Origin of the sequence: Streptomyces sp. NPDC051364, assembly GCF_040682115.1 — a bacterium.
Taxonomy (GTDB): domain Bacteria; phylum Actinomycetota; class Actinomycetes; order Streptomycetales; family Streptomycetaceae; genus Streptomyces.
The window spans coordinates 66,028-84,703 of sequence record NZ_JBFBAH010000002.1 but is presented as its reverse complement, the minus strand read 5'-3'; the positions used below and the strand labels follow the sequence as shown (position 1 = coordinate 84,703).

Sequence of the window (18,676 nt, the reverse complement as noted above, 5' to 3'; positions counted from 1 at the left end):
GGAGGCGGCGCGGCATGGTCTCACCAGGGAATCGGCCCGTCCTCGGCCAAAAAGGCGCCCGTCGGGCCGTCCTCGCCCGCCGTCGCCAGGTCAACCGCCACGGCCGCGCCCTCCTCCGCCGTGCGTATCCCGGTGTGGCGGTTGAGGTCGGTCGCGCAGTAGCCGGGACTCACCGCGTTGACCAGGATCCCTTCGGCGCGCAGTTCATTGGCGTAGAGCACGGTGATCGCGTTCAGCGCGCTCTTCGAGGTGCAGTAAGGGAGGAGAATCGAGGAGTAGGCGGACCACGGGCTGCCCGGGTCGGCCAGGTGGGTGAGGGAGCCGAGTTCGCTGGACATGTTGACGATGCGTGCGGCGGCGGAGCGGCGGAGCAGGGGGAGCATGGCGTGGGTCACCGCGATGACGCCGAACACGTTGGTCTCGTAGACCTGCCGGACGGTAGCGGCTGGGGTTTCACTCGGCTTTTGCGGTCCGGCGGCGATCGCGGCGTTGTTGACGAGGATGTCGAGGCGACCGAACGTGGCGTCGATGTGCTTGGCGGCGGCCTGGACCGAGGTCTCGTCGGTGACGTCCAGCGGAACGAACCGTACGTCGGCGCCGCCCGCGCGAAGCTCCTCGGCCGCCGCCTCGCCACGCTCGGCGTTGCGGGCGCCGATCAGCACGGTGATGCCGAGGGCTGCGAGCCTGCGCGCCGTTTCCTTGCCGATGCCCTTGTTCGCGCCGGTGATCAAAGCAGTCTTCTGCGAAGTCGTCATGGCACCCAGCCTCCCCTCACCCACGGGCGGCAGGGAAAGACCAGAAGACTCTGGATCTATAGTCCACAGATATGAGTGAGCTAGAGGTGCGGGAGCTGAGGTACTTCATCGCGGTCGCCGAGGAACTGAACTTCAGCCGGGCCGCGCAACGCCTGGGGATGGCGCAGCCCCCGCTGTCGAAGGCGATCGCTCAGATGGAGTCCCGGCTCGGGGTACGCCTGCTGGAGCGCACCACCCGGCAGGTGAGGCTGACCACCGCCGGTCAGGTGCTGCTCGACCAGGCCCGGATCGCGGTCGACGCGGTGCACGCGGCGGCCCGGCGAGCACGCCGGGCCGGTCAGCCGACACCCCAGCTCGTCGTGGCGGTCAAACCGGGAGGCGATGCCGGGCTGCTGCGGGAGATCCTCGCCGCCTACCGGGGAACGGGTTCGCATCTGCCGCCGCCTGAAGTCGTCGTCGGCGGCAGCGGAGAGCCGATCGCCATGCTGCGGGACGGCCGTGCCGACGTAGCGCTGCTGCGCAGCCCGTTCGACGGTCAAGGGCTGGATTCCCAGACACTCGTGGTCGAGCCGCGACTGGCCGTCCTCCCCGCCGCGCACCGCCTGGCCGGACGCCGGCGACTGCGGCTGACCGACCTCAAGGGCGAACCGATCCCGCGCTGGAAGGGGGCCGCCCCCTCCACCACCGCCTACTACACCGGATACGACGGCGCCGAAGCAGGCGATGGCCGCACAGGCTTGGCGCCGGCTGACACTCCTGAGGGGCCGCTCGTGGCCAGCGTCGAGCAACTCCTGGAGGTGGTCGCGCTGGGGCAGGCGGTGGCGTTCCTGTCACGCTCCACCACCGAGCGGCACCAGCGCCCGGACATCGCATACCGGCCGGTCACCGGCCTCAGCCCCAGCGCGGTCATGGTCGCCTGGCCGGAGACCTCGCGATCCGCAGCCGTCGCCACCTTCGTCCAAGCCGCCCACGACGTCGCCGCCCACCACCCTGACCACATGACCGCACTGGCCTGACCGGCGTAGACCGGACAGGGCGAGGAGGAGGTCTTCGCCGAACTGGCCGCGCGCACCGGTGAGTGGGACGCCTGCGCGTTGGCCCTATGTCTGGCCCTGGGAGTGCCCCGGCCGGACGCCGAAGGCCGGATCCGCGAGGTTCGGCCCCTCTTCGACGAGTCCCGAGAATCCCGCAGCTGAGCCGCTCACCCGCCACATCCCCCAAGGGCCGACCGCGCCTGCCAGCAAGATCTCCTTACCGTCGGGACTCCCGTTCCGCCCTCACGGTGTCCGAGGCGGGGCGTCCGTCGACGCAGCGGCCGAGGGGAGCCCGGTGTCGACGATGTGCTCGGCGAGTTCGCGGGCCGCGGCGGCGGGCGGCCGGTCCTCGGGGCGGGCCGCGCCGGTGGCGAGAAGGCCGTCGACGAGGATGAGCAGCTGGTCGGCGGCGAAGCCGGGGCAGGTGTGCCCGAGGGCGGCCAACTCCTCCGTGAACAGCCCGTGGAGGGTGCGCCTATAGGCCCGCGTGACCTCGTGGCCGGGATGCTCCCGGTCGGTGAGCGCGAGGTCGGCAGCGAGGTAACGGCAGCCGTGGAAGTCCGGGCCCGCGGCGATGCGTCCGAGCCGGTCGACGACCGCGAGGAGCCGGGTCCGCGGATCGTCGCCCGCGGCGTCCATGGTGGCGCGGTACTCCGCCACGTCCTCGGCGGTGCTGCGGCGCAGGACCTCGGCGATCAAGCCGTCCTTGCCGCCGAAGTGCTCGTACAGGGAACGGCGTGCGACACCGGCCGCCTTGAGCAGGGCGTCCACGCCGACGCCGACACCGTGCGTGTAGGTCAGCTCTTGGGCGGCGAGCAGCAGGCGTTCGCGGGGGCCCGGCTTGGCGGAAGCGGTCATGGCGTGATTGTGCCAGCACTTGACACGGTAGATCAATCGGTCTATCTATATCCCACAGAAGATAGACTGACTGGTCTATCCCGTTCGAGGAGGCGTCATGTCCGTGCGCAGCACCGCCGAAGTCATTGACCGTTTCAACCGCGCGTTCGCCGACCGCGAGGCCGGTCTGCTGGTCGACCTGATCGCCGAGGACTGCGTCATGGAGAGCGTCCAGCCCGCACCGGGCGGGGAGCGGGTCGTGGGGCGCGAAGCCTGTACGGAGTGGTGGACGGCCCTGGTCGAGGACCTCACCTCACAGTTCACGCCACAGGAGGTGATCGTTGCGGACGACCGCGCGACGATCGTGTGGACGTACCGCTTCGGGGACGGCCCCGACCAGTGGGTCCACGGCGTCAACGTCATGCGTGTGACGGACGGCCGGATCGTGGAGGCCCTCGGCTTCAGCAAGACGGCCGGCGAGGTCCCGCTGGCCACCGAGTCCGACGACGCGTGAAGCGGCACTGAACCGCCGGAGCCGGCCCGGCTCCGGCGCCCCCGCCGGCGAGCAGGTCCGCCGCCGCGCGGACCGCGTGCGGGCGCTCCGGGATGTGGTGGGCGCATCTGTACATGAGAGTCACCCAGCGCCGTCCGGGCAGACGTTGACCACGTCGCCGGTGAACAGCGCCCCGTCGCCCGCGCTCCGGTGCAGCACCGCGCTGCCCGGGAAGTGCACGCCCGGGTTGATCAGGGTCACCTCGTCGGTGAGCTGGAGCGTGCGCCCGGACCGCGAGACGGATCACCGACGACTTCGCGAGGTCGCAGAAGCACGAGCCGCGGTAGCAGTCGGTGTTGCCGTCGGTGACCTCCACCACCGGGCCGCTCCCCCGCGCGACCATCAACGGGAGGGCGTACCGACTGGTCGCGTGACACGCCCGCCGGCGACGCGCCAGTCCCGGCGCCCCTGTCCATCACATCAAGATGCCCAGGGGCAACACACCCGTCGGGTACGCGGGTTCCCCCGGTGGCCCGGTGGTGCGGGCTGTGCCGGCCACGTGGTCGGCCACGGCCGGCGCCGGGTCGGCGAAGGCCGCCCGGGCCCGTGGCCCGTACCGGGTGACGAACCGGACGCAATCGGTGTTGCCCTGGCCTCTGGTCGGCATGGGCGACACTCTTCGGAAAGTGGACGAGACGTATCGCTTCGCGTGATGGGCGGTTCATGCGGTGGGGTGGTCTCATGGCGGGGCGAGCTCGTCAGGGACCGGTGGCGCCGGCGCTCATCGAGCGGCCTGCGACGTCCTCGATCGCGGCGGCCACGACGCCGGGATCCTCGGCGAGGATCCGCGCGTGGTTGCTCATCGTGGTCGCGAACACGGTCACCCGGTCGTTGGTCGCCGCGGCCCTCGCGGCCGCGGCCCGTATCGTGCTCATCTCCTGTGCGGAGGCGCCGGAGTGGGCGCCGCTCCCGACCACGAACACGGTCGGACAGCCCAGGCCCTCGAAGTCGGGGCCGAGGTCGCCGTTGACCTCGTCGATCCCGATGACGACCTCGGCGGACTCCTGCGGGGTCAGCCTGGCCGAGCGCCCGAAGAAGGCCAGAACACGCGTGATCCACCCGAGTCCGCGGAACCGCTCGCGCACGCCCTCCTTGCCCGCTGCGTCGAACACGGAGACCGGGTACGCGCCGTCGACGAGGACGAGCCCGCTCACCATCTCCGGGTAATCGGCCGCGTAGCACAGGGCGATCGTCGCACCGTGGGACCAGCTGACCAGAATCGGACGCCTGAGCGCCGTCGCTTCGATCACGCGGTCGACGTCGTCGATGGCGCCTCTCAGCGAGTAGTCCGAGGACGTGCCCGATCTCCCTCGCCCCCGCGCGTCGAACGTGACGGCGCGGTAGGTTCCCCCGAGCCGCCCGATGACGTGGTTCCACTGCCGTTGCGTGGCGAAGCCGCCGTTGAGGAAGAGGAGCGGAGGCTTCCCGCCGAGGGTGTCGACACCGTGGTCGACACCATGGAGGTGGGTGTCGGCGGCCGCGACCGTGAACTCTCGTGCCATGTGGGCCTCGCGTTTCGTGGCGATGTTCTGAGGGTTTGGCAGTTGGGGTGTTCGGACGGCAGAGTTCTGGAGATGCCGGACGATCTTGCGCCTGATGACCTGTGGGAGCGGGTGGCTCCGTTGTTGCCGCCACGTCCGCCCAGGCGGCACCGCTGCCCTGGTCGGCCGCCGCCGTCTGATCGGTTTGCCAACAGTGTCGGCAACTGCCGGGTGGGGTCAGGCCGACGCGGGCGTCCGGCGGCGCCTGCCGTAGGCGAGGTCGAGCCGCGTGGGCCAAGCGGGCCCAGGCCGGTCAGCTCCGGCCGGGTGGGCCAGGCTGACCGACCGCGCCCCGTGCCGGCTCGCCAAACGCGGGGCGTCCAAGGCCTGTCGGCCTGTCAGGAGGGGGCCGTCGCACCCGCGTTGCGGATCAGCTGACCGAGCACCCTCAGCGCGACGACGTAGTCCGCATCATCGATGCCCTCGTGGAGGGCGGCACGGATCGCGGGCGCATTGCGTGCAAGGTCCACCCGGGCCTGCTCCCCCTTCTCCGTGAGCCACAGCCGGTCCTCGGCATCCCGACTCAGCCAGCCGCGCTCCTCGAGCACCGCGGATTCTGCCGCCAGGTCGTCCTCGGGCCGGATGTACGACCTCATCGCCTCCCGCAGCTCGGCCACGGTCATCCCTTCGCCATCGGGCGAGATGTCGTTCACCGACAGGTTGCGCAGCAGCCAGAACTGGGGCTGGGTGTAACCCTTCTCGAGCTGCCGGGCCCGGGTGAACGCGATCAGCGCCTCGCAGGCGACACCGGTCCAGTACGCGGCGGGCTGTCCGGCGAGTTCCTCATCGGACATCTGCTGGGTCGTCATGGAATGTTCCCCCTGCTACTTCGAGCGAGAAACCTGCACCGCAATCCGTGCAGGGCCGTCAGTCGGCCACGATGGTGTTCTGGGCGGCGCCGATGCGCCAGGTGCCGTCCTCCTTGACCAGGAGGTAGAAGGGGCGGCCCTCAGGGCGGTCGGTGATCCGGGTGCCGTCGTGGTGGACGGGCTGCTGGCGGACGTTGACCGCGGCGACGTCGGGCCGCAGGAACAGCACGCGCTCGACGTCGTAGACGGCGGTGGACTCGGCCGCCGCACCGGGGAGCACCTTGCGGGTGAAGGTCGCGATCTCCTCGAAGCCCGACAGCCGCTTGCCGTGGCCGGTGGTCCACACCGGGTCCTGACGGCGGAAGACGCTCAGGAACCGGTCGACCAGCTCGTTTTGCTGGGCGTGTTCGACCTCGGCGACCAGGCGGCGGATTGCGGCCACCTCGGCGTCGGTCCCGGGGCCGTCCGGGGCACCGAACACCTCGACCGGCCGGTACGAGCCTGACACCAGCTCGGCCACCGCGCGCGGTCGGCTGGGCTGCCAGCCGAGGACGGTACGGGCGGCGGCGCCGCTGACGCTCTGGTCGAGGGCCAGTGCGTCGGCGAAGGGCGGGCCGAAGACCTCGGCGGCCTGCTCCACCGGCACCGCGTGCGGGGCGGCGAGCACTCCGGCCGCGCGGCCCGCGGCCCGAGCAAGGTCACGGACCGTGATGGCGGTCTCACCGACGCCGTGCCAGACGGTGCCGGCCTCGGCCCGCTCGACGGCGGCCACGAACAGCTCGGCCAGGTCGTCCACGTGCACGGTCGGCCAGCGCACGCCCTCCCCGCCGTAGTACTCGGGCACCCCCTGCAGGCGGGCCCGGTCGACGAGGATGGCGGGGATGCCGCCGCCGCGGCCGTACACGATGCCGGGCCGGACCACGACCGCGCGCACGCCCTCGGCGGCCTCGGCCAGCACCCGCTCCTCGATCCGCGGGCGGTAGCCGACGATGTCGATCGGGTTGACCGGGGCCTGCTCGTCGACCTCCTGGGCCTTGCCGGTGGCGCCGAGAACCCAGACGCCGCTGGTGTAGACGAAGGGGCGGCCGGTGCCGCGCAGTGGAGTGGCGAGCACCTCGATGACGGCGGTGTCGACATCGGCGTCGCCGCTCGGGGGAGCCAGGTGGATCACTGCCTCGATGTCGGGGGTCACCGCACCGGTCAGCGAGGCCGGGTCGGCGGTGTCGCCGACCAGCTGGGCGTGCCAGGCTCGGCCGGGCTGCGGCTCGGCGCTGCGGGTGAGCGCGACGACCTGGTGGCCGGCGGCGGCGAGGTGGTCGGTGACGGCGGAGCCGATGTAGCCGGTGGCACCGGTGAGCAGAACCTTCATGGCGTTCCTGTCTGAGAAACGAGACGTTTCGCCTCGTTCGATGGAATGGTGACTTGCTTCGAATCCGCGCAGTGCGCGCGGGGTTTCGTCTCAGAGATTGATCACGTGTCCGGCAATGCCGTGGATGGCTTCCTTCACGGCCTCGCCCAGCGTCGGGTGCGCGTGGACGTTCCGCGCGACCTCGTGGACCGTGAGGTCCCACTGCTGGGCCAGCGTCAGCTCGGGCAGCAGCTCGGTGACGTCGGGGCCGATCAGGTGGGCGCCGATGATCTCGCCGTACTTGGCGTCGGCAATGATCTTCACGAAGCCGGTGGCGTCGCCGAGACCGTGCGCCTTGCCGCTCGCCACGAACGGGAACTTGGCGACCTTGACGTCGAAGCCCTTCTCGCGGGCCTGCGCCTCGGTCCAGCCGAAGCTGGCGATCTGCGGCTGGCAGTAGGTCGCGCGCGGGATCATCGGGTAGTCGAGCTCCATGGTCTCCGCGTCCCCGATGGTCTCGGCCGCGATGACGCCCATGGCCTCGGCGGTGTGCGCGAGCATCAGCTTCGCGGTCACGTCACCGATGGCGTAGATGTGCGGCACGGAGGTGCGGCAGCGGCCATCGACCTCGATCGCACCGCGCTCGGTGAGGGCCACGCCGGTGTGCTCCAGGCCGTAGCCCGTGACGTTCGGGGCGAAGCCGATGGCCTGGAGGACCCTGTCGGCCTCCAGGACCTTCTGGACCCCGTCCTTGCCGGTGACGGTGACGCGGACCTCCGGGCCGGACTCGTCGATCGCCTCGACGCGGGTCGAGGTGAGCACCTGAATGCCCAACTTCCGGTACTGCTTGGCAGGTTCGGCGCCAGCTGGGCGGCGCGGACGGCGGCGACGTAGCCGCCGGGGCCGGCTCCGAGGACGACGACGTCAAAACGTTTGCACATGGGAGTTCCTCAAGTGTGGGCGCGACTTGGGCGTCAGCCGGCTGCGCCGCGAGTCCGCCAGACGGTCAGGGTGGTCAGCAGGCCGACCGCCGCACCGACCCAGAGCGCGGCGGTGAGGGTGGCGGCGTCGACGACGAGGCCGCCGAACAGGGCGCCGAGGGCGATGGCGAGGTTGAACACCGAGGTGTTCAGGGCGGTGGCGGCCTCGGCCTCCCGGGGTGCCGACTGCAGGATCCAGGTCTGCACGCTCAGAGCAGCCCCATCGGCAACTACTCGGCGGTCACCATGGCGAAGGTGCCGACGGCCACCGCCACCAGGGCGAGCCATCGCCGCAGCGGGACGATCGGGAGGCCGCGCCCGGACGTCGGCGCCTGGCCGGTGTCGGTGCCCTGTATGGGCTCGACGGTGGTCATGATGGAACTCCTTGAGTGGAACGGGCTGAGTGGAATGCGGTCCACGGGCACGGACCCGCCCCTGGACCGCGGGAGAGGAGGGGACGGCAACACGCCGAGAACAGCGGAGGGCTCCCGGCGGAGACAGGGCTTAGGGCCGGGTGTCGGTCAGAGCGCCCTAAATACCCCACCGGTCGAGCACCGCGTAGGCGGGCTGCCATCGGTGCGTGTACGTGTGGTGCGCGGACTCAGGCAGGAGCTGCGTCAGAATGGCGGCCACGGTCCGCTCGGCGACGCCGTCCAGGAGCCATGGCAGGATCCGTGCCGCATCGGCCTCGATCCGCTGGGTGTGGACGCGCCCGAAGTGCTCCCACTGCTCCTTGCTCAGGATGGTCTGGACCAGCGGGAAGATAGCCTCCTCCTCGTGGCGGAGATGCCCGCGTAGACCGGTGACCAGCGAGCCGGTGAGCTCGCTGAACAGGTCGAGCCCGATATCGGGTCCGGCCAGCGCCTGGTCGATCGCCTTGAGCAGGAGGGCGAGTGCGGCGTGCTCGGCCTCGATCGCCTCCAGCCGCGCCAGGGAGAGGGGGCGGCCGTACAGGGCCTGGCGCAGGGAGGGCCACAGGGCGTCGTCCTCGGCGGCGTGGTGGGCGTGCAAAGCCCTCCGGAACAACTCCCAGCCCGCGGCGGTGCGCAGAACGTTCCGTGGATCGGGATGGGCGCGGGCGGCGGCTCGGGCAAGGTAGTGCAACTCCCTTCGTAATGCGTTGTGCATTGCGTACGTCACGGTCATGTCGAACCTGTCTCGCACGTCTGTCTGACTCCTGGTGCCGGTGACCGGGTGAGCCCCCGTCAGGCAGTGGCGTCATGACTGGTTCTTCCAGGAACAGGGCAGCGGAAAGCCACGCCTGACGGAGCGGGCCATCATGGGAAAGGTGGCCGGACGAGAGGGCGGCTGGGGGACCCGAGTCCCTCGACGGCCAGCCTGCCCGGGTACCTAAGCCTCCCGTGAGAGCCATGTCCGGATCAACACAGGCTTCGTGCATTGATCGATAACTCAACGGTTATCGCCGTACCGGGGCGGTCGTGGAACGACGCGACAGGGAGATTTTCCTGGCCTGGCGGAGGAGACGCACTTCGGTCGGGACAGCCGAACGGCTCCGGACCGCCCAAGCACGGGTCACCCGGGCATCTGAGCCGGGCCGGACAGGTGCTGCGGGGTCAGGAGTTCGGCGATCGGTGGTGTCGGAGTGTCCTGCATCCCGGGCGGCTGGACCACCGGCTCGCCGGGCACCAGCCGGTCTCCCGACCTGATGCCGGCGTTGTGCCCGCCGACACCGTCACCGCCAGGGGGAAGAAACCCCGGGACCGTGCCCGTCCGGCCGGCGACGGCGGCATCCTCGACTCCGAGACGTGGCGGCGCGTCAGAACTGCAATGCGCCGAGTTCGCGGACCGTGTTGGCGAGAGCGCCGATCAGCTCGTTCTCCGCCTCGGTCCGCCAGACCAGAGCGTAGGACAAGGCCGCCAGGTCCGTGACGGGTATCCAGCGGATGTTCGGCATGCCCCAGTGCCGAGCGACATGGCTGGGGAAGCTGTGGCCGATCTCGCCCATGCCGACCTGGTTGATCAGCTCCTCCGCGTTGGTCACGGGGCGCCCACGCTCGATCGGCCGGCCCTGGGGAGTGTGGAAGGGCAGGTAGCTGTCCTCCCAGTAGTCCGGCATGCCGGGTGCGACGGCGTGCTGGAAGTCGGCGAACATCTCCAGTCGCGCCGACGTCCGCTGGGCGAGCTCGTGGTCGGCGGCAACGGCGAGGATCCGGGGGTCCGTGCACAGGACCGGGCCGACGGTGAGGTCCGGTTCCTCCACGGGCAGCCAGGTGACGAGGACGTCCATGTCGTCGTCACGGAGCCGGCCGAACGGATCCACGAACGCCAGCTGGCGGATCTCCAGCTCCCACTGTGGATACCGCGAGCGGAACTCCCTCCAGTAGGGGTGCATGTCGACGACGTTGAACGGCATCATGCCGACGCGGAGCCTGCCGGTGACACCGCGGGCGGCCAGCCGGGCGCGTTCCAGGGACTCGTGCAGGCCCGCATAGACCGGCTGCAGGTCGGCGCGCAGCTGGCGTCCGACGCTGGTCAGGCGCACGGTGCGGCTGGTGCGCTCGAACAGCGCGGCGCCGATCCGCCGTTCCTGTTTTCTGATGGCCTGGCTGACCCGTGCCTGGGAGACCCTGAGCCGCTCGGCGCTCCGGCCGAAGTGCAACTCCTCGGCCAGGACCAGAAAGATCTCGATGTCCCGCAGTTCCATCACACCCCCCGTGTGTCCTTCTCCGCCGAGAACCCAGAGGCTGTCGAGCCGCCGAAGTATATGTTGATCACAGCTCCGCGGCGCAGGACCACTGACTGGAGCGGGCGTGCCGGGCGGCAAACTCCTGCCCCGATGGCGCACCCACGAGTGGATCGAGTACGGGGGGCTCGCCGAGGTGCCGGCACGCTGAGCCGCCGCAGGGCGGCAATCTCCTCAAGGCGCGTGTGCGGCACCTTGCAGCTCGTGAGGACCACATCAGGGGCGAACAGTTCGGTCCTGTCAGGAAGGCTTCAAACTGGTCGGAGGCCAGGGCACGCAGCACCAGGCGCTTGGCCAGCTCACCCTTGGTCCAGGACTTGGGCGGGTAGAGCTCCCGGTCCACCAGTGCGCGGCCACGGGTCGTGGCGTAGGCAGCGAAGACGCCGATCTGGCTGGGGGTGAAGTTGCTGGTCTGCCGGGTGGGTCGTCCGGGGAAGTCTCGGTCGGCCATCCCGATGGTGAGGTCGTGGGCGATCCGGTCGGTGCTGGCCTCGGTGGTGATGTCGAAGCTGATCCCGACTCGGCTTCTGAGTCGATGCTGCGCCCACGGCTTATCGCGGTATACGTCCGCTGACCGGACCGTCGCCCACGGCCCCGCCGTTGCGTCGTCAACAGGCCTGTCCCCGCTGGCCGCGGCGCTCTCCATCCCGGTCGCACAGCAGGGAACTGCCAGGACAGATACCCCTCCGCGATGCGATGCCGCACCAACAGCAACCGCCCCTCGTGCACCACAACAGCAGCGGCAACAGGTCGCTCAGACTCATCGGCCACAAACACCACAGCCTCCTCATTCAACCTGGGCGCGGAGATAGGCAGGGACGTCCGCGATCGTCAGGTCGTACTGTTCCCTTCGCCTACGTCGCGCAGCCCTCCATACCGCCGGGATCACGGCCCCAACCAGCGGCAATCCTCTGCCAGAAGCCTCCCCCGCTGGGGGGAATCTGGGGGGAATGAGGCTCGTTGGGAGGCGGCTGGGGAGAATCGGCTGCATAGACGGGCAGCAGGGTGAAAGACTCAGAAAGGTCGATTGCTGCAGGTCAGGCCGCCTGTTCAGCCGATTTCCGCAGGTCAGCCGCGTGAGGGTGACGGCTTCAAGAAGATCTCCTCCTGGGCGCCCATCCTCTTCGCCCCGACCCTGGTCGGCACGATCTACGGCATGAACTTCTCGAGCATGCCCGAACTGAGCTGGCACTTCAGCTACCCGTTCGCCATCCTGCTCATGGCCGTGGTCTGCGTGAGCCTGTACGTCATCTTCAAGAAGCGCAACTGGCTGTAGGCGGCGGGCGCGGATGACTGATCAACTTCGCCACAGCGCACGCCACCGCCCCCTCTGCGAGATCCACATCTCGGCCCCGGTAGCGAGGTTTTGCTTCAGGCGATGGGATTGCCGTCGTGCGTGCCGCCGATACAGACCCACGAGCTGGTGGTGGAGTCATACTCCACGGTCCCCCTGCCTTCCTCACACGTCTGCCCGTCGACACTGGGCGTCGGAGTCGGTGCAACCACGGCTGCGTGCGCAGCAGGGACGACGGGGCCGAGAACGGCCAGTATCACGGCGGCGGTGAACCCGATAAGTCGTGTGCGCATCAGGACCTCCGACATTGACGAGCGGCACGGTCGTCACCAGCCTGACCCCGCACGGCGTCGAGGCGCGCAACCTGTTACTCCATTCGGGTGACGGCCGTGGCCCCGATATCGCACGGGAGGCGCCCCCGGGAAGCGCGCCCCAGGGGCGTTCGCCCAGGGGCGGCGGCAGGCTTGCGCCATGGAGAACACTCCCGCGGTAGTCGTGGCGCCACCTGATGACATCGGCCTGCGAAAAGTGGTGATCAACGGCAAGTTCGTCGGCAAGGTGCGGAGCGCCCATGAACTGCAGAAAGTCCTGCGTAAGGCTGGCCTGACGTTCGAGGATGACATCCAATGGCGCGGCGGAAACAGCACTGTCTGGCCGGATCGCCCGTTGCCTCGACGAATAACTGGCATCGCCATGGGAGCCGGCCTCCTGTGGACCGTCTGCGTGCTCATCCATATCGGTGCAATGGACTCCGCTGATGCGCTCGACTTCGCCGGGCGAATAACAGGGTTTATTTTGCTGGCCATGGGCGTGGTGGAAGTGCTGTGTATTCTGGCCGTTATCGACTATTGGGGCAGGAGGAAAGTGGCTCAATCGGGACCGGTCGCGCTGCTCGGAGTCTCGATCGCCCTCCTCACCAGCTTGGGGATGCTCTTGATGCACACCCTCAACCGGCCGTATCCGTGGTACGCATGGATCTGGATACCCCATGCGATCTGGTCCTTCTGGGCCATGTGGATGCTAGCCGTCCGAGGCCGAGTGTGGAAGGGGATTCACATTCCCAGGCGAATCGCGATCGGGGCGATCGTCTCCATCCTCCTCGTCGTCACCAACTTGGCATATGGGCTGGTCTACGTTCCTTCTGTGGCTCAGCCGCTGGTGCAGAGTACGGCTGAGTTCGGCACACCAAGTTTGGACAGGAAGGGGGAGAAGATGTACCTGCGGGTCCGCCTGCGCATCAAAAACGCTGGTCAGGTCCCGGTCTACGTGCTCGGAAGCATCTATTGGATCAAAATCAGGATCGCGAAGGATCCGGGCGACATATACCGGGTGATCAAACCTGGCAAGTTCATCGAACCTCCGGGGAGGGTGTTGAATCCGGAAGAGGAATATTCGACAGATGTGGTCGCCGAGATCGAGAACCCCGCCAATCTGAGCCATGAAGCAGTCAGGGCCGAGACCCAGACATACGTGATCAGGAAAGACAGATTGACCATGACTGCCGATTACGAGGGGTCCGGGAAGTGGCGGAAAGAGCTCAAGAAGGAAGGTAAGGACAAAGATCCTCCAGGGCCCGACGTTGAATACATGAGATACCAGTCCGACATCTCCCAAAGCAGTGAGCTCCTGAATGTGATTCGAGGTAAGGAGCGTGTGACGGTTTGGTGGGTGTACAGCAAGGGCAACCCGTGTCTCGCTGTGGATGTGTCGCAGCGGGGCAAGAAGAAGGCCTTTGATCCCGACGTGCGGCATGCTGTTGACCGGTACGGTCTCGCCTTCGTGCGTGGCTCGATTGCGGAGACACCGTTCGCAGAACTCATGAAGAGGGCTCAGGTTCAGCGCCCGCTCCCCCTGAAGCCGGCCGCGTTCCACGCCCCTACCAGGGCTTTTGCAGAGTCTTGCGATCTTGGGCGGGGACTGATCAGGTGACGCCGCCGGCTGCGGTGCAGCAGCGCTGCAGCCGGCTCGCTGCCGATCGAGGTGGACGCGCAGCGTGCGTCACCCCTCGGGCATCACCACGGTCGTAGGAGTTCGCGGAGGGCGTCGGTGTCGCCCAGCAGGGCGTCCGTGTCGCCGTCCGTGAGGGAGGGGTCCGCCACCGGGTGGAGGGCGGGGTCTCGGAGGGCTGCCGCCAGGGCGGCGACCTTGTGGTTGAGGACCTCGTTGACCCGCTCGTCGACTGTGTCGGCGGCCAGCAGCACCGTGCAGGTGGGGCGGACCGCGGCGGGCAGGCCGAGGCGGTGCGTGCGGTCGAGGGCCTGGAGCCAGGTGCCTGCGGCGTAGCCGCGGTCCAGGTGCACCTGGTCACTGGACGCCAGGTGCAGGGAGACCCCCTCGCCCAGGGTCTGCGGGGTCGCGACGAGGGCCCAGCAGTCGTCGTCGTGGCGGAAGCGGCCGAGCTCGGCCTTGCGGCCGTCCAGCGGGGTGGCGCCTGTGACGACGGCCGGACGGTGCCGGGCCAGCGCCGTGACCAGCGCCTCGACGTTGCCGAGGAAGCCCGACCAGAGGACGGTCCTGCGGCCCTGGGCGCGGTGCTCCGCCACGAGTTGAGCGGCGCGGACCACCTTGGCCGGGCGGATGTGCCGGGTCGGTTCCGCCACCAGGGAGGCCAGGTCCGCGTGGCCGGGCCCGTCCAGCGGCAGCGACCACGGCCGCCCCGGGGCGAAGACCGCGGCCGGGTTGGCCGCGGCCGCGATCAGGTGCAGCAGGGCGCGCCCCGCCTGGGCCGCCACCGCCCCCGAGGCGGATCCCTCGGCCCCGGCGGCGTCCCGCGCCCACCGCCGTACGCGGCTGGTCATGGCGTCGTACAGGGCGCGGTGGGAGGCGTCGAGGGTGATGCGTTCCACCCGCAGGTCCAGGGGCGGGAGTTCGAGGTCGTCCTTGGTGGCGCGTACGTAGGCCCGGTCGCGGAGGTGCGCGAGGTCGCCGTGGACGAGCCGGTGTCCCTGCCCCGGCCACACCAGGTCGAACACGGCCTCCAGGTCGCGGGGCCGGTTGGGCATCGGGGTACCGGTCAGGACCATCACGGCGTCGGCGCGGCGGGCGAGTTCCGCCGCCTCCGCGCCGCGCCGGGAGGCTGCGCCGGCCTTGGCGCGGTGGGCCTCGTCGAACACGGTGAGGACTTTCCGCCCGCGGGACCAGCCGGCGAGCGCGGCGCGCACCGCCGGGTCGCCGAGGCGCTCGTAGTTGAGTACGACGACGGTGTCGGTGCGCGCCATGACCCGGGGCCGTACGGCGACGGCGGGCGCCCGGTCCGGCGCGAAACAGGCGCGTGCCTCCTCCACCCATGCCTCGAACGCGGAGGGCGGTGCGACGACGAGCAGGGCGTGCGCGGCCCCCCGGGCCCGCAGTGCGGTGAAGACGGCGTACGCCACGGTGGTCTTCCCGGAGCCCGGCACGGAGAAGTTCGCGCCGCCGCCGGCGCGGAGCAGCCGGGCGGCGGCCGTGCGCTGGAAGGGGAGCAGCGTCCGGACGAAGCCCAGGGCCGGGAGGTCGATGTCGCCCGGCCACGCGGACTGTTCGGCCGTGTCGGCGGCGAGCAGCGCGGCCAGTCCGTCCGCGGCGGCGGCTCCGCCCGCGCGCAGCCGTTCGGCGGCCGGGGTCCAGGTCCAGCGGGCTGCCGCCGCGGGATGGCGGGCGAGCAGCCGGGGCAGGGCCCGGGCCCGGTCGCGGCGGACGACGACCGAGACCGCGGTCACGGCCGTGGCGGGCGTGCCGTGCACGGCCGGGCCGAGGAGGGCGGCCACGTCCAGCCACCACCGGTCAGTGACGTGCTCGGGCCGCCGGACCATGGGCCGGCCGGCCTCGTCCACGGCCACCGTGCCGGTCACGCCACGGTCTTCGACGCCGACGGCGGCCTCGGCCCCGACGCCGGCGGCGGGCACGGCCTCGGCTCCGGCTCCGGCTCCGGCTCCGGCTCCGGCTCCGGCTCCGGCTCCGGCTCCGGCTCCGGCTCCGGCTCCGGCTCCGGCTCCGGCGGCAGGATCGACCGCGGGCTCACGCTTGGACTCGGCCGCCACCGTGCCGGTGACGCGACGGCGCCCGGCCCCGGCCCCGGCCCCGGCAGCAGGCTCGGCCGCGGGCGCGGCTTCGGCCTTGGGTGGTGTGGTCATCGGCGGGCCTGTTGCCTGAGGTACGCCATCACGCCCTGCCGGAGGAAGCGGCGCAGGCTTTCGAGGGACTTATCGGTGCCGTTCTCCACCTCGGGGTCGATACCCACCTTGTCGATCATGCGGGGCAGGTTCTCGTCGTCGGGGTCGTAGTCCTCCTCGTCGACACCGGCTCGTACGGCGTCCACTCGGACGTCGGCGAGCCCGCCCGCCCAGGCAGCCAAGTTGTCGATGCCGTCGGCCAGGGCGGCGATCTGCTTCCCCCAAGCGCCGGTCTCGGAGAGCGGATCAGCGCCGCGTCGGCCCTCTTCGGCTCCCGGGCCGTCCGGCCACAACGCGAGGGCGACGGCGGTGCGGAGACCCTGGCCGTCCCCGTGGTCGACGCCGTCGGCCCGGGAGTCGAGGGCGAGGACCGAGGGTCCCGCGAAGCCGTCCGCGCCCCTGCCGGCCGGCCGGAGGTCAGTGCCGTGGGCCTTGGCCCAGGCGCGCCGCAGCCACTCCTCCAGCATGTCTTGGCCGGTCACCGGGTCGACCGGGACCACGGGTTCCTCGACGATGGCCGCACGGACGATCGCCTCGAGCTGGTCGATGCCCTCGGGCGAGCGGGCCGCGTTCATGACCACGACGTCCGCTTCGACCTTCATCACCCCGCCACGGCCGCCACGGCCGGTCAGGGTCATCGAAGACGGGTACCGGATCAGGCGCGGGGTGCCATCGGCGTGCGTACCGTCCGGCAGCCGGTAGTCGCGCAGGGCGGGATTGGCGGCGTGTGCCACGAGAGCGAGGATGGCCAGGGCCCGCTGGTGCCGGCCGAGGGGGGTCCGCTGGGCATGGGCGGCTGTCTCCAGCTCCCTGCGGGCGCCTTCGGCGATCTCCTCGAGGTCCCGGTCGATCAGCTCGGTCCAATTGCCTTCGTGCGCACCGATGTCGCGCAGTTCCGGCTTGCGGAAGGAGCGGGCGGTCACGGCGGTGAACTGGCCCATTTCGCCGTCCCCTTCCAGGCCTGCGACCAGACCGGCCAGGGAGGCGGTGGTGGTCGCGGCCTGGAGGGGCGAGTTGGGCACCCGCAGCCGCTTGAGCGTGTCGCGCACGAGGGCGTACCGGAAGTCGACGGCCGGATCGTGGACCACCGTGGAAACCATGACGTGCGTGGTGGCCACTACGCGGTTGCGATACGGGGTGCGCGACGGGTCGTCCGCCCAGGGAACCTCCGTGTCGCCGAAGAAGACGTCCCGCTGCTCCTCGGTCAGGAACCGCTGACGGACGAGGTCGTTGACGACCGTGCGAGCTTTGAAGGCTTCGTCGTCCGACTTTCCCCACAGGGTCGGGTTCTGCCCCTTGACGTGGAAACGGGCCATGTCGGCGTAGACCACGTCGTGATCGCTGTTCCTGCGGTACGGCCGGACTGCGATGCCGATGTCCATCCGGGCCGTCATCATGCGCAGCGTGGCCTGGGCCTCGGGCGGGGCACCGTCGAGCCAGGCCTGCACCGCGGACTTGGTCCGGCTCGCCGGCCAGACGGCGAAGGGCGCATCCTCGAAGCGCAGCGCACGGTGGGCCGCCTCGATGCTGTCCGGGGTGTGCGGGCGGACGGTCAGGGAACCGACCGGGTACTCCCAGTGCAGGGTGGACAGGTCCGCCTTCGCGCAGATCAGCCCTCCCATGAAGGACTGCGCGACGCTGACCCGCGTCCAGCCGTCGTCCGTCTCGACGAGGTGCCCGCGCTCGTCGTCCGACACGTACATGTCGTACACGAACCCGCGGATCTCTTCGCGGATCCCTTCCAGGGCGAGCGAGTCGGCGAACTCCTTCTCGGCCTCACCCGCGTACGCGGCCGGGTTGCGGACCTTCCGCTGTGCATCGGTGATGTCGATCAGATGCTGGGCAGAGCGGGCCTGGATGCGCAGGCCGGAACCGACCTCGTGGATCAATGAATTCTTGAACACCTCCCGCATGATCCGCTGGGCGGAGGCGGCCATGCGCGGCTGGACGGTGGCCGGGCGCACCATCGGGACGCAGACCACGAGCTGGGCCACCGACAGCAGCCCGGCGTGGTTGCGCCGCCACTGCGCCCGGCGGACGGCCTCGATGTTTTCCCGGCCGGAGCCGGCCGACACCGCCTCGATGGCCCGCACCAGTCCGGCGGGGGTCTCCTCGGGCGCGCAGCTGTTGGCATTGGCGTACCACTCCATGACGGCCTTGCCGAGTTCGGTGGGCGGCTCCCCGTCGGAGAGGGCGGGCTCGCCGCGCAGGGGCTCGAAGACCGGTGGCAGCAGGGGGAAGACCCCGTCGAGCGGGACGGCGTCGGAGATCAGGTTCCGGTGACCGGAGTCGAGGAACTGGAAGGTGCTCTTACGGGCAGCCACGGGCGGCAGCCTCCTCATGGGGTCGACACCCGTCGCAGCGCGCGCCGCCCCGTTGCACGCGCGCCGTCACGGCCGAGGGCGCGAAGGCGCCGGTGCACGGCCCGTGGGGCACGGGTACGGGAGGACACGGTGGAGGACGGGTGCGTCGTCGGTGCGCTGCAGGAGCGCGGAACTCAACTGCATGACGACGCAAGCGCCGCCTCCACAGACCGTCACCAGAGCCGGCCAGGCGCGTCGCCTGCTGCGGCGTGCGAGGGCGGATGGACTCCCGATGATGTGGAGCGACCACCCGTCGGAGGTGGTTGCGCAGCAGACCGTAGCGGACGACACCTCAACTGGCGGAGCA

The 18,676-nt window shown here is 70.3% G+C and carries 16 protein-coding genes and 4 pseudogenes; 5 read left to right on the top strand and 15 right to left on the bottom strand.

The annotated features are described in order from the left end of the window. Positions 1 to 20: 20 nt before the first annotated feature. The gene (locus AB0M76_RS04285; protein WP_365951457.1) at positions 21 to 755 is read right to left on the bottom strand and encodes an SDR family oxidoreductase; all 735 of its coding nucleotides are present in this window, start codon (positions 753 to 755) and stop codon (positions 21 to 23) included. A gap of 71 nt (positions 756 to 826) precedes the next feature. On the opposite strand from AB0M76_RS04285, the gene AB0M76_RS04280 reads away from it, so the two are divergent. Continuing rightward, a complete protein-coding gene (locus tag AB0M76_RS04280; protein WP_365951456.1) occupies positions 827 to 1,771 on the top strand; it encodes a LysR substrate-binding domain-containing protein in 945 nt (314 codons plus the stop codon). A gap of 261 nt (positions 1,772 to 2,032) precedes the next feature. On the opposite strand, the gene AB0M76_RS04275 is transcribed toward AB0M76_RS04280, so the two are convergent. Further along, positions 2,033 to 2,647 (bottom strand): TetR/AcrR family transcriptional regulator, encoded by a 615-nt coding sequence (locus AB0M76_RS04275; RefSeq protein WP_365951455.1) that lies wholly within the window; start codon positions 2,645 to 2,647, stop codon positions 2,033 to 2,035. 97 nt (positions 2,648 to 2,744) lie between these two features. On the opposite strand from AB0M76_RS04275, the gene AB0M76_RS04270 reads away from it, so the two are divergent. Beyond that, entirely contained in the window at positions 2,745 to 3,140 is a 396-nt protein-coding gene (locus tag AB0M76_RS04270) for a nuclear transport factor 2 family protein (protein WP_365951454.1), read from the top strand. A gap of 274 nt (positions 3,141 to 3,414) precedes the next feature. On the opposite strand, the pseudogene AB0M76_RS04265 reads toward AB0M76_RS04270, so the two are convergent. The 3 genes and pseudogenes from AB0M76_RS04265 to AB0M76_RS04255 form a co-directional block, all read right to left on the bottom strand. Beyond that, positions 3,415 to 3,552, bottom strand: a pseudogene (locus tag AB0M76_RS04265) (short-chain dehydrogenase); the annotation flags it as partial. Between the two features lie 42 nt (positions 3,553 to 3,594). Further along, the gene (locus AB0M76_RS04260) at positions 3,595 to 3,786 is read right to left on the bottom strand and encodes a hypothetical protein (RefSeq protein WP_365951453.1); all 192 of its coding nucleotides are present in this window, start codon (positions 3,784 to 3,786) and stop codon (positions 3,595 to 3,597) included. Positions 3,787 to 3,877: 91 nt separating this feature from the next. Continuing rightward, positions 3,878 to 4,681, bottom strand: coding sequence for an alpha/beta hydrolase (locus tag AB0M76_RS04255; RefSeq protein WP_365951451.1), 804 nt, complete (start codon positions 4,679 to 4,681; stop codon positions 3,878 to 3,880). A gap of 72 nt (positions 4,682 to 4,753) precedes the next feature. Here AB0M76_RS04255 and AB0M76_RS04250 point away from each other — a divergent pair. Beyond that, positions 4,754 to 4,870, top strand: a pseudogene (locus AB0M76_RS04250) (IS5/IS1182 family transposase); the annotation flags it as partial. 188 nt (positions 4,871 to 5,058) lie between these two features. On the opposite strand, the gene AB0M76_RS04245 reads toward AB0M76_RS04250, so the two are convergent. The 8 genes and pseudogenes from AB0M76_RS04245 to AB0M76_RS04210 all read right to left on the bottom strand — a co-directional run bounded on the left by AB0M76_RS04245 (position 5,059) and on the right by AB0M76_RS04210 (position 11,207). After that, a complete protein-coding gene (locus AB0M76_RS04245; RefSeq protein ID WP_365951449.1) occupies positions 5,059 to 5,529 on the bottom strand; it encodes a MarR family winged helix-turn-helix transcriptional regulator in 471 nt (156 codons plus the stop codon). A 58-nt stretch (positions 5,530 to 5,587) separates the two neighbouring features. Continuing rightward, on the bottom strand, positions 5,588 to 6,898 hold the full coding sequence (locus tag AB0M76_RS04240) for an SgcJ/EcaC family oxidoreductase (RefSeq protein WP_365951448.1): 1,311 nt from the start codon (positions 6,896 to 6,898) through the stop codon (positions 5,588 to 5,590). A gap of 90 nt (positions 6,899 to 6,988) precedes the next feature. Further along, positions 6,989 to 7,738, bottom strand: a pseudogene (locus AB0M76_RS04235) (FAD-dependent oxidoreductase); the annotation flags it as partial. A 113-nt stretch (positions 7,739 to 7,851) separates the two neighbouring features. After that, positions 7,852 to 8,064, bottom strand: coding sequence for a hypothetical protein (locus tag AB0M76_RS04230; RefSeq protein WP_365951447.1), 213 nt, complete (start codon positions 8,062 to 8,064; stop codon positions 7,852 to 7,854). 23 nt (positions 8,065 to 8,087) lie between these two features. Then, positions 8,088 to 8,231 (bottom strand): hypothetical protein, encoded by a 144-nt coding sequence (locus AB0M76_RS04225; protein WP_365951446.1) that lies wholly within the window; start codon positions 8,229 to 8,231, stop codon positions 8,088 to 8,090. 157 nt (positions 8,232 to 8,388) lie between these two features. Then, complete coding sequence (locus AB0M76_RS04220) at positions 8,389 to 9,021, bottom strand: hemerythrin domain-containing protein (protein WP_365951445.1); 633 nt, start codon at positions 9,019 to 9,021, stop codon at positions 8,389 to 8,391. Between the two features lie 613 nt (positions 9,022 to 9,634). Continuing rightward, positions 9,635 to 10,522 (bottom strand): LysR family transcriptional regulator, encoded by an 888-nt coding sequence (locus AB0M76_RS04215; RefSeq protein WP_365951443.1) that lies wholly within the window; start codon positions 10,520 to 10,522, stop codon positions 9,635 to 9,637. A gap of 67 nt (positions 10,523 to 10,589) precedes the next feature. Beyond that, complete coding sequence (locus AB0M76_RS04210) at positions 10,590 to 11,207, bottom strand: hypothetical protein (RefSeq protein WP_365951939.1); 618 nt, start codon at positions 11,205 to 11,207, stop codon at positions 10,590 to 10,592. 447 nt (positions 11,208 to 11,654) lie between these two features. Between AB0M76_RS04210 and AB0M76_RS04205 the strand changes: the two are divergent. Both AB0M76_RS04205 and AB0M76_RS04200 read left to right on the top strand, forming a co-directional pair. Next, positions 11,655 to 11,837, top strand: a pseudogene (locus AB0M76_RS04205) (CorA family divalent cation transporter); the annotation flags it as partial. 489 nt (positions 11,838 to 12,326) lie between these two features. After that, positions 12,327 to 13,784, top strand: a complete 1,458-nt coding sequence (locus AB0M76_RS04200; RefSeq protein WP_365951442.1) for a hypothetical protein — start codon at positions 12,327 to 12,329, stop codon at positions 13,782 to 13,784. Positions 13,785 to 13,867: 83 nt separating this feature from the next. Here the strand turns inward: AB0M76_RS04200 and AB0M76_RS04195 are convergent, their stop codons facing one another. Continuing rightward, positions 13,868 to 15,967 (bottom strand): SNF2-related protein, encoded by a 2,100-nt coding sequence (locus AB0M76_RS04195; protein ID WP_365951441.1) that lies wholly within the window; start codon positions 15,965 to 15,967, stop codon positions 13,868 to 13,870. Continuing rightward, complete coding sequence (locus AB0M76_RS04190; RefSeq protein WP_365951440.1) at positions 15,964 to 18,330, bottom strand: hypothetical protein; 2,367 nt, start codon at positions 18,328 to 18,330, stop codon at positions 15,964 to 15,966. The genes AB0M76_RS04195 and AB0M76_RS04190 overlap by 4 nt, the downstream gene beginning before the upstream one ends. Between the last annotated feature and the right edge of the window lie 346 nt (positions 18,331 to 18,676).

Excerpts from the sequence above, each read along its gene's own strand:
- AB0M76_RS04285 (WP_365951457.1), bottom strand. The coding sequence starts at position 755 with ATGACGACTTCGCAGAAGACTGCTTTGATCACCGGCGCGAACAAGGGC.
- AB0M76_RS04280 (WP_365951456.1), top strand. The coding sequence starts at position 827 with ATGAGTGAGCTAGAGGTGCGGGAGCTGAGGTACTTCATCGCGGTCGCC.
- AB0M76_RS04275 (WP_365951455.1), bottom strand. The coding sequence starts at position 2,647 with ATGACCGCTTCCGCCAAGCCGGGCCCCCGCGAACGCCTGCTGCTCGCC.
- AB0M76_RS04270 (WP_365951454.1), top strand. The coding sequence starts at position 2,745 with ATGTCCGTGCGCAGCACCGCCGAAGTCATTGACCGTTTCAACCGCGCG.
- AB0M76_RS04260 (WP_365951453.1), bottom strand. The coding sequence starts at position 3,786 with ATGCCGACCAGAGGCCAGGGCAACACCGATTGCGTCCGGTTCGTCACC.
- AB0M76_RS04255 (WP_365951451.1), bottom strand. The coding sequence starts at position 4,681 with ATGGCACGAGAGTTCACGGTCGCGGCCGCCGACACCCACCTCCATGGT.
- AB0M76_RS04245 (WP_365951449.1), bottom strand. The coding sequence starts at position 5,529 with ATGACGACCCAGCAGATGTCCGATGAGGAACTCGCCGGACAGCCCGCC.
- AB0M76_RS04240 (WP_365951448.1), bottom strand. The coding sequence starts at position 6,898 with ATGAAGGTTCTGCTCACCGGTGCCACCGGCTACATCGGCTCCGCCGTC.
- AB0M76_RS04225 (WP_365951446.1), bottom strand. The coding sequence starts at position 8,231 with ATGACCACCGTCGAGCCCATACAGGGCACCGACACCGGCCAGGCGCCG.
- AB0M76_RS04215 (WP_365951443.1), bottom strand. The coding sequence starts at position 10,522 with ATGGAACTGCGGGACATCGAGATCTTTCTGGTCCTGGCCGAGGAGTTG.
- AB0M76_RS04210 (WP_365951939.1), bottom strand. The coding sequence starts at position 11,207 with ATGGAGAGCGCCGCGGCCAGCGGGGACAGGCCTGTTGACGACGCAACG.
- AB0M76_RS04200 (WP_365951442.1), top strand. The coding sequence starts at position 12,327 with ATGGAGAACACTCCCGCGGTAGTCGTGGCGCCACCTGATGACATCGGC.
- AB0M76_RS04195 (WP_365951441.1), bottom strand. The coding sequence starts at position 15,967 with ATGACCACACCACCCAAGGCCGAAGCCGCGCCCGCGGCCGAGCCTGCT.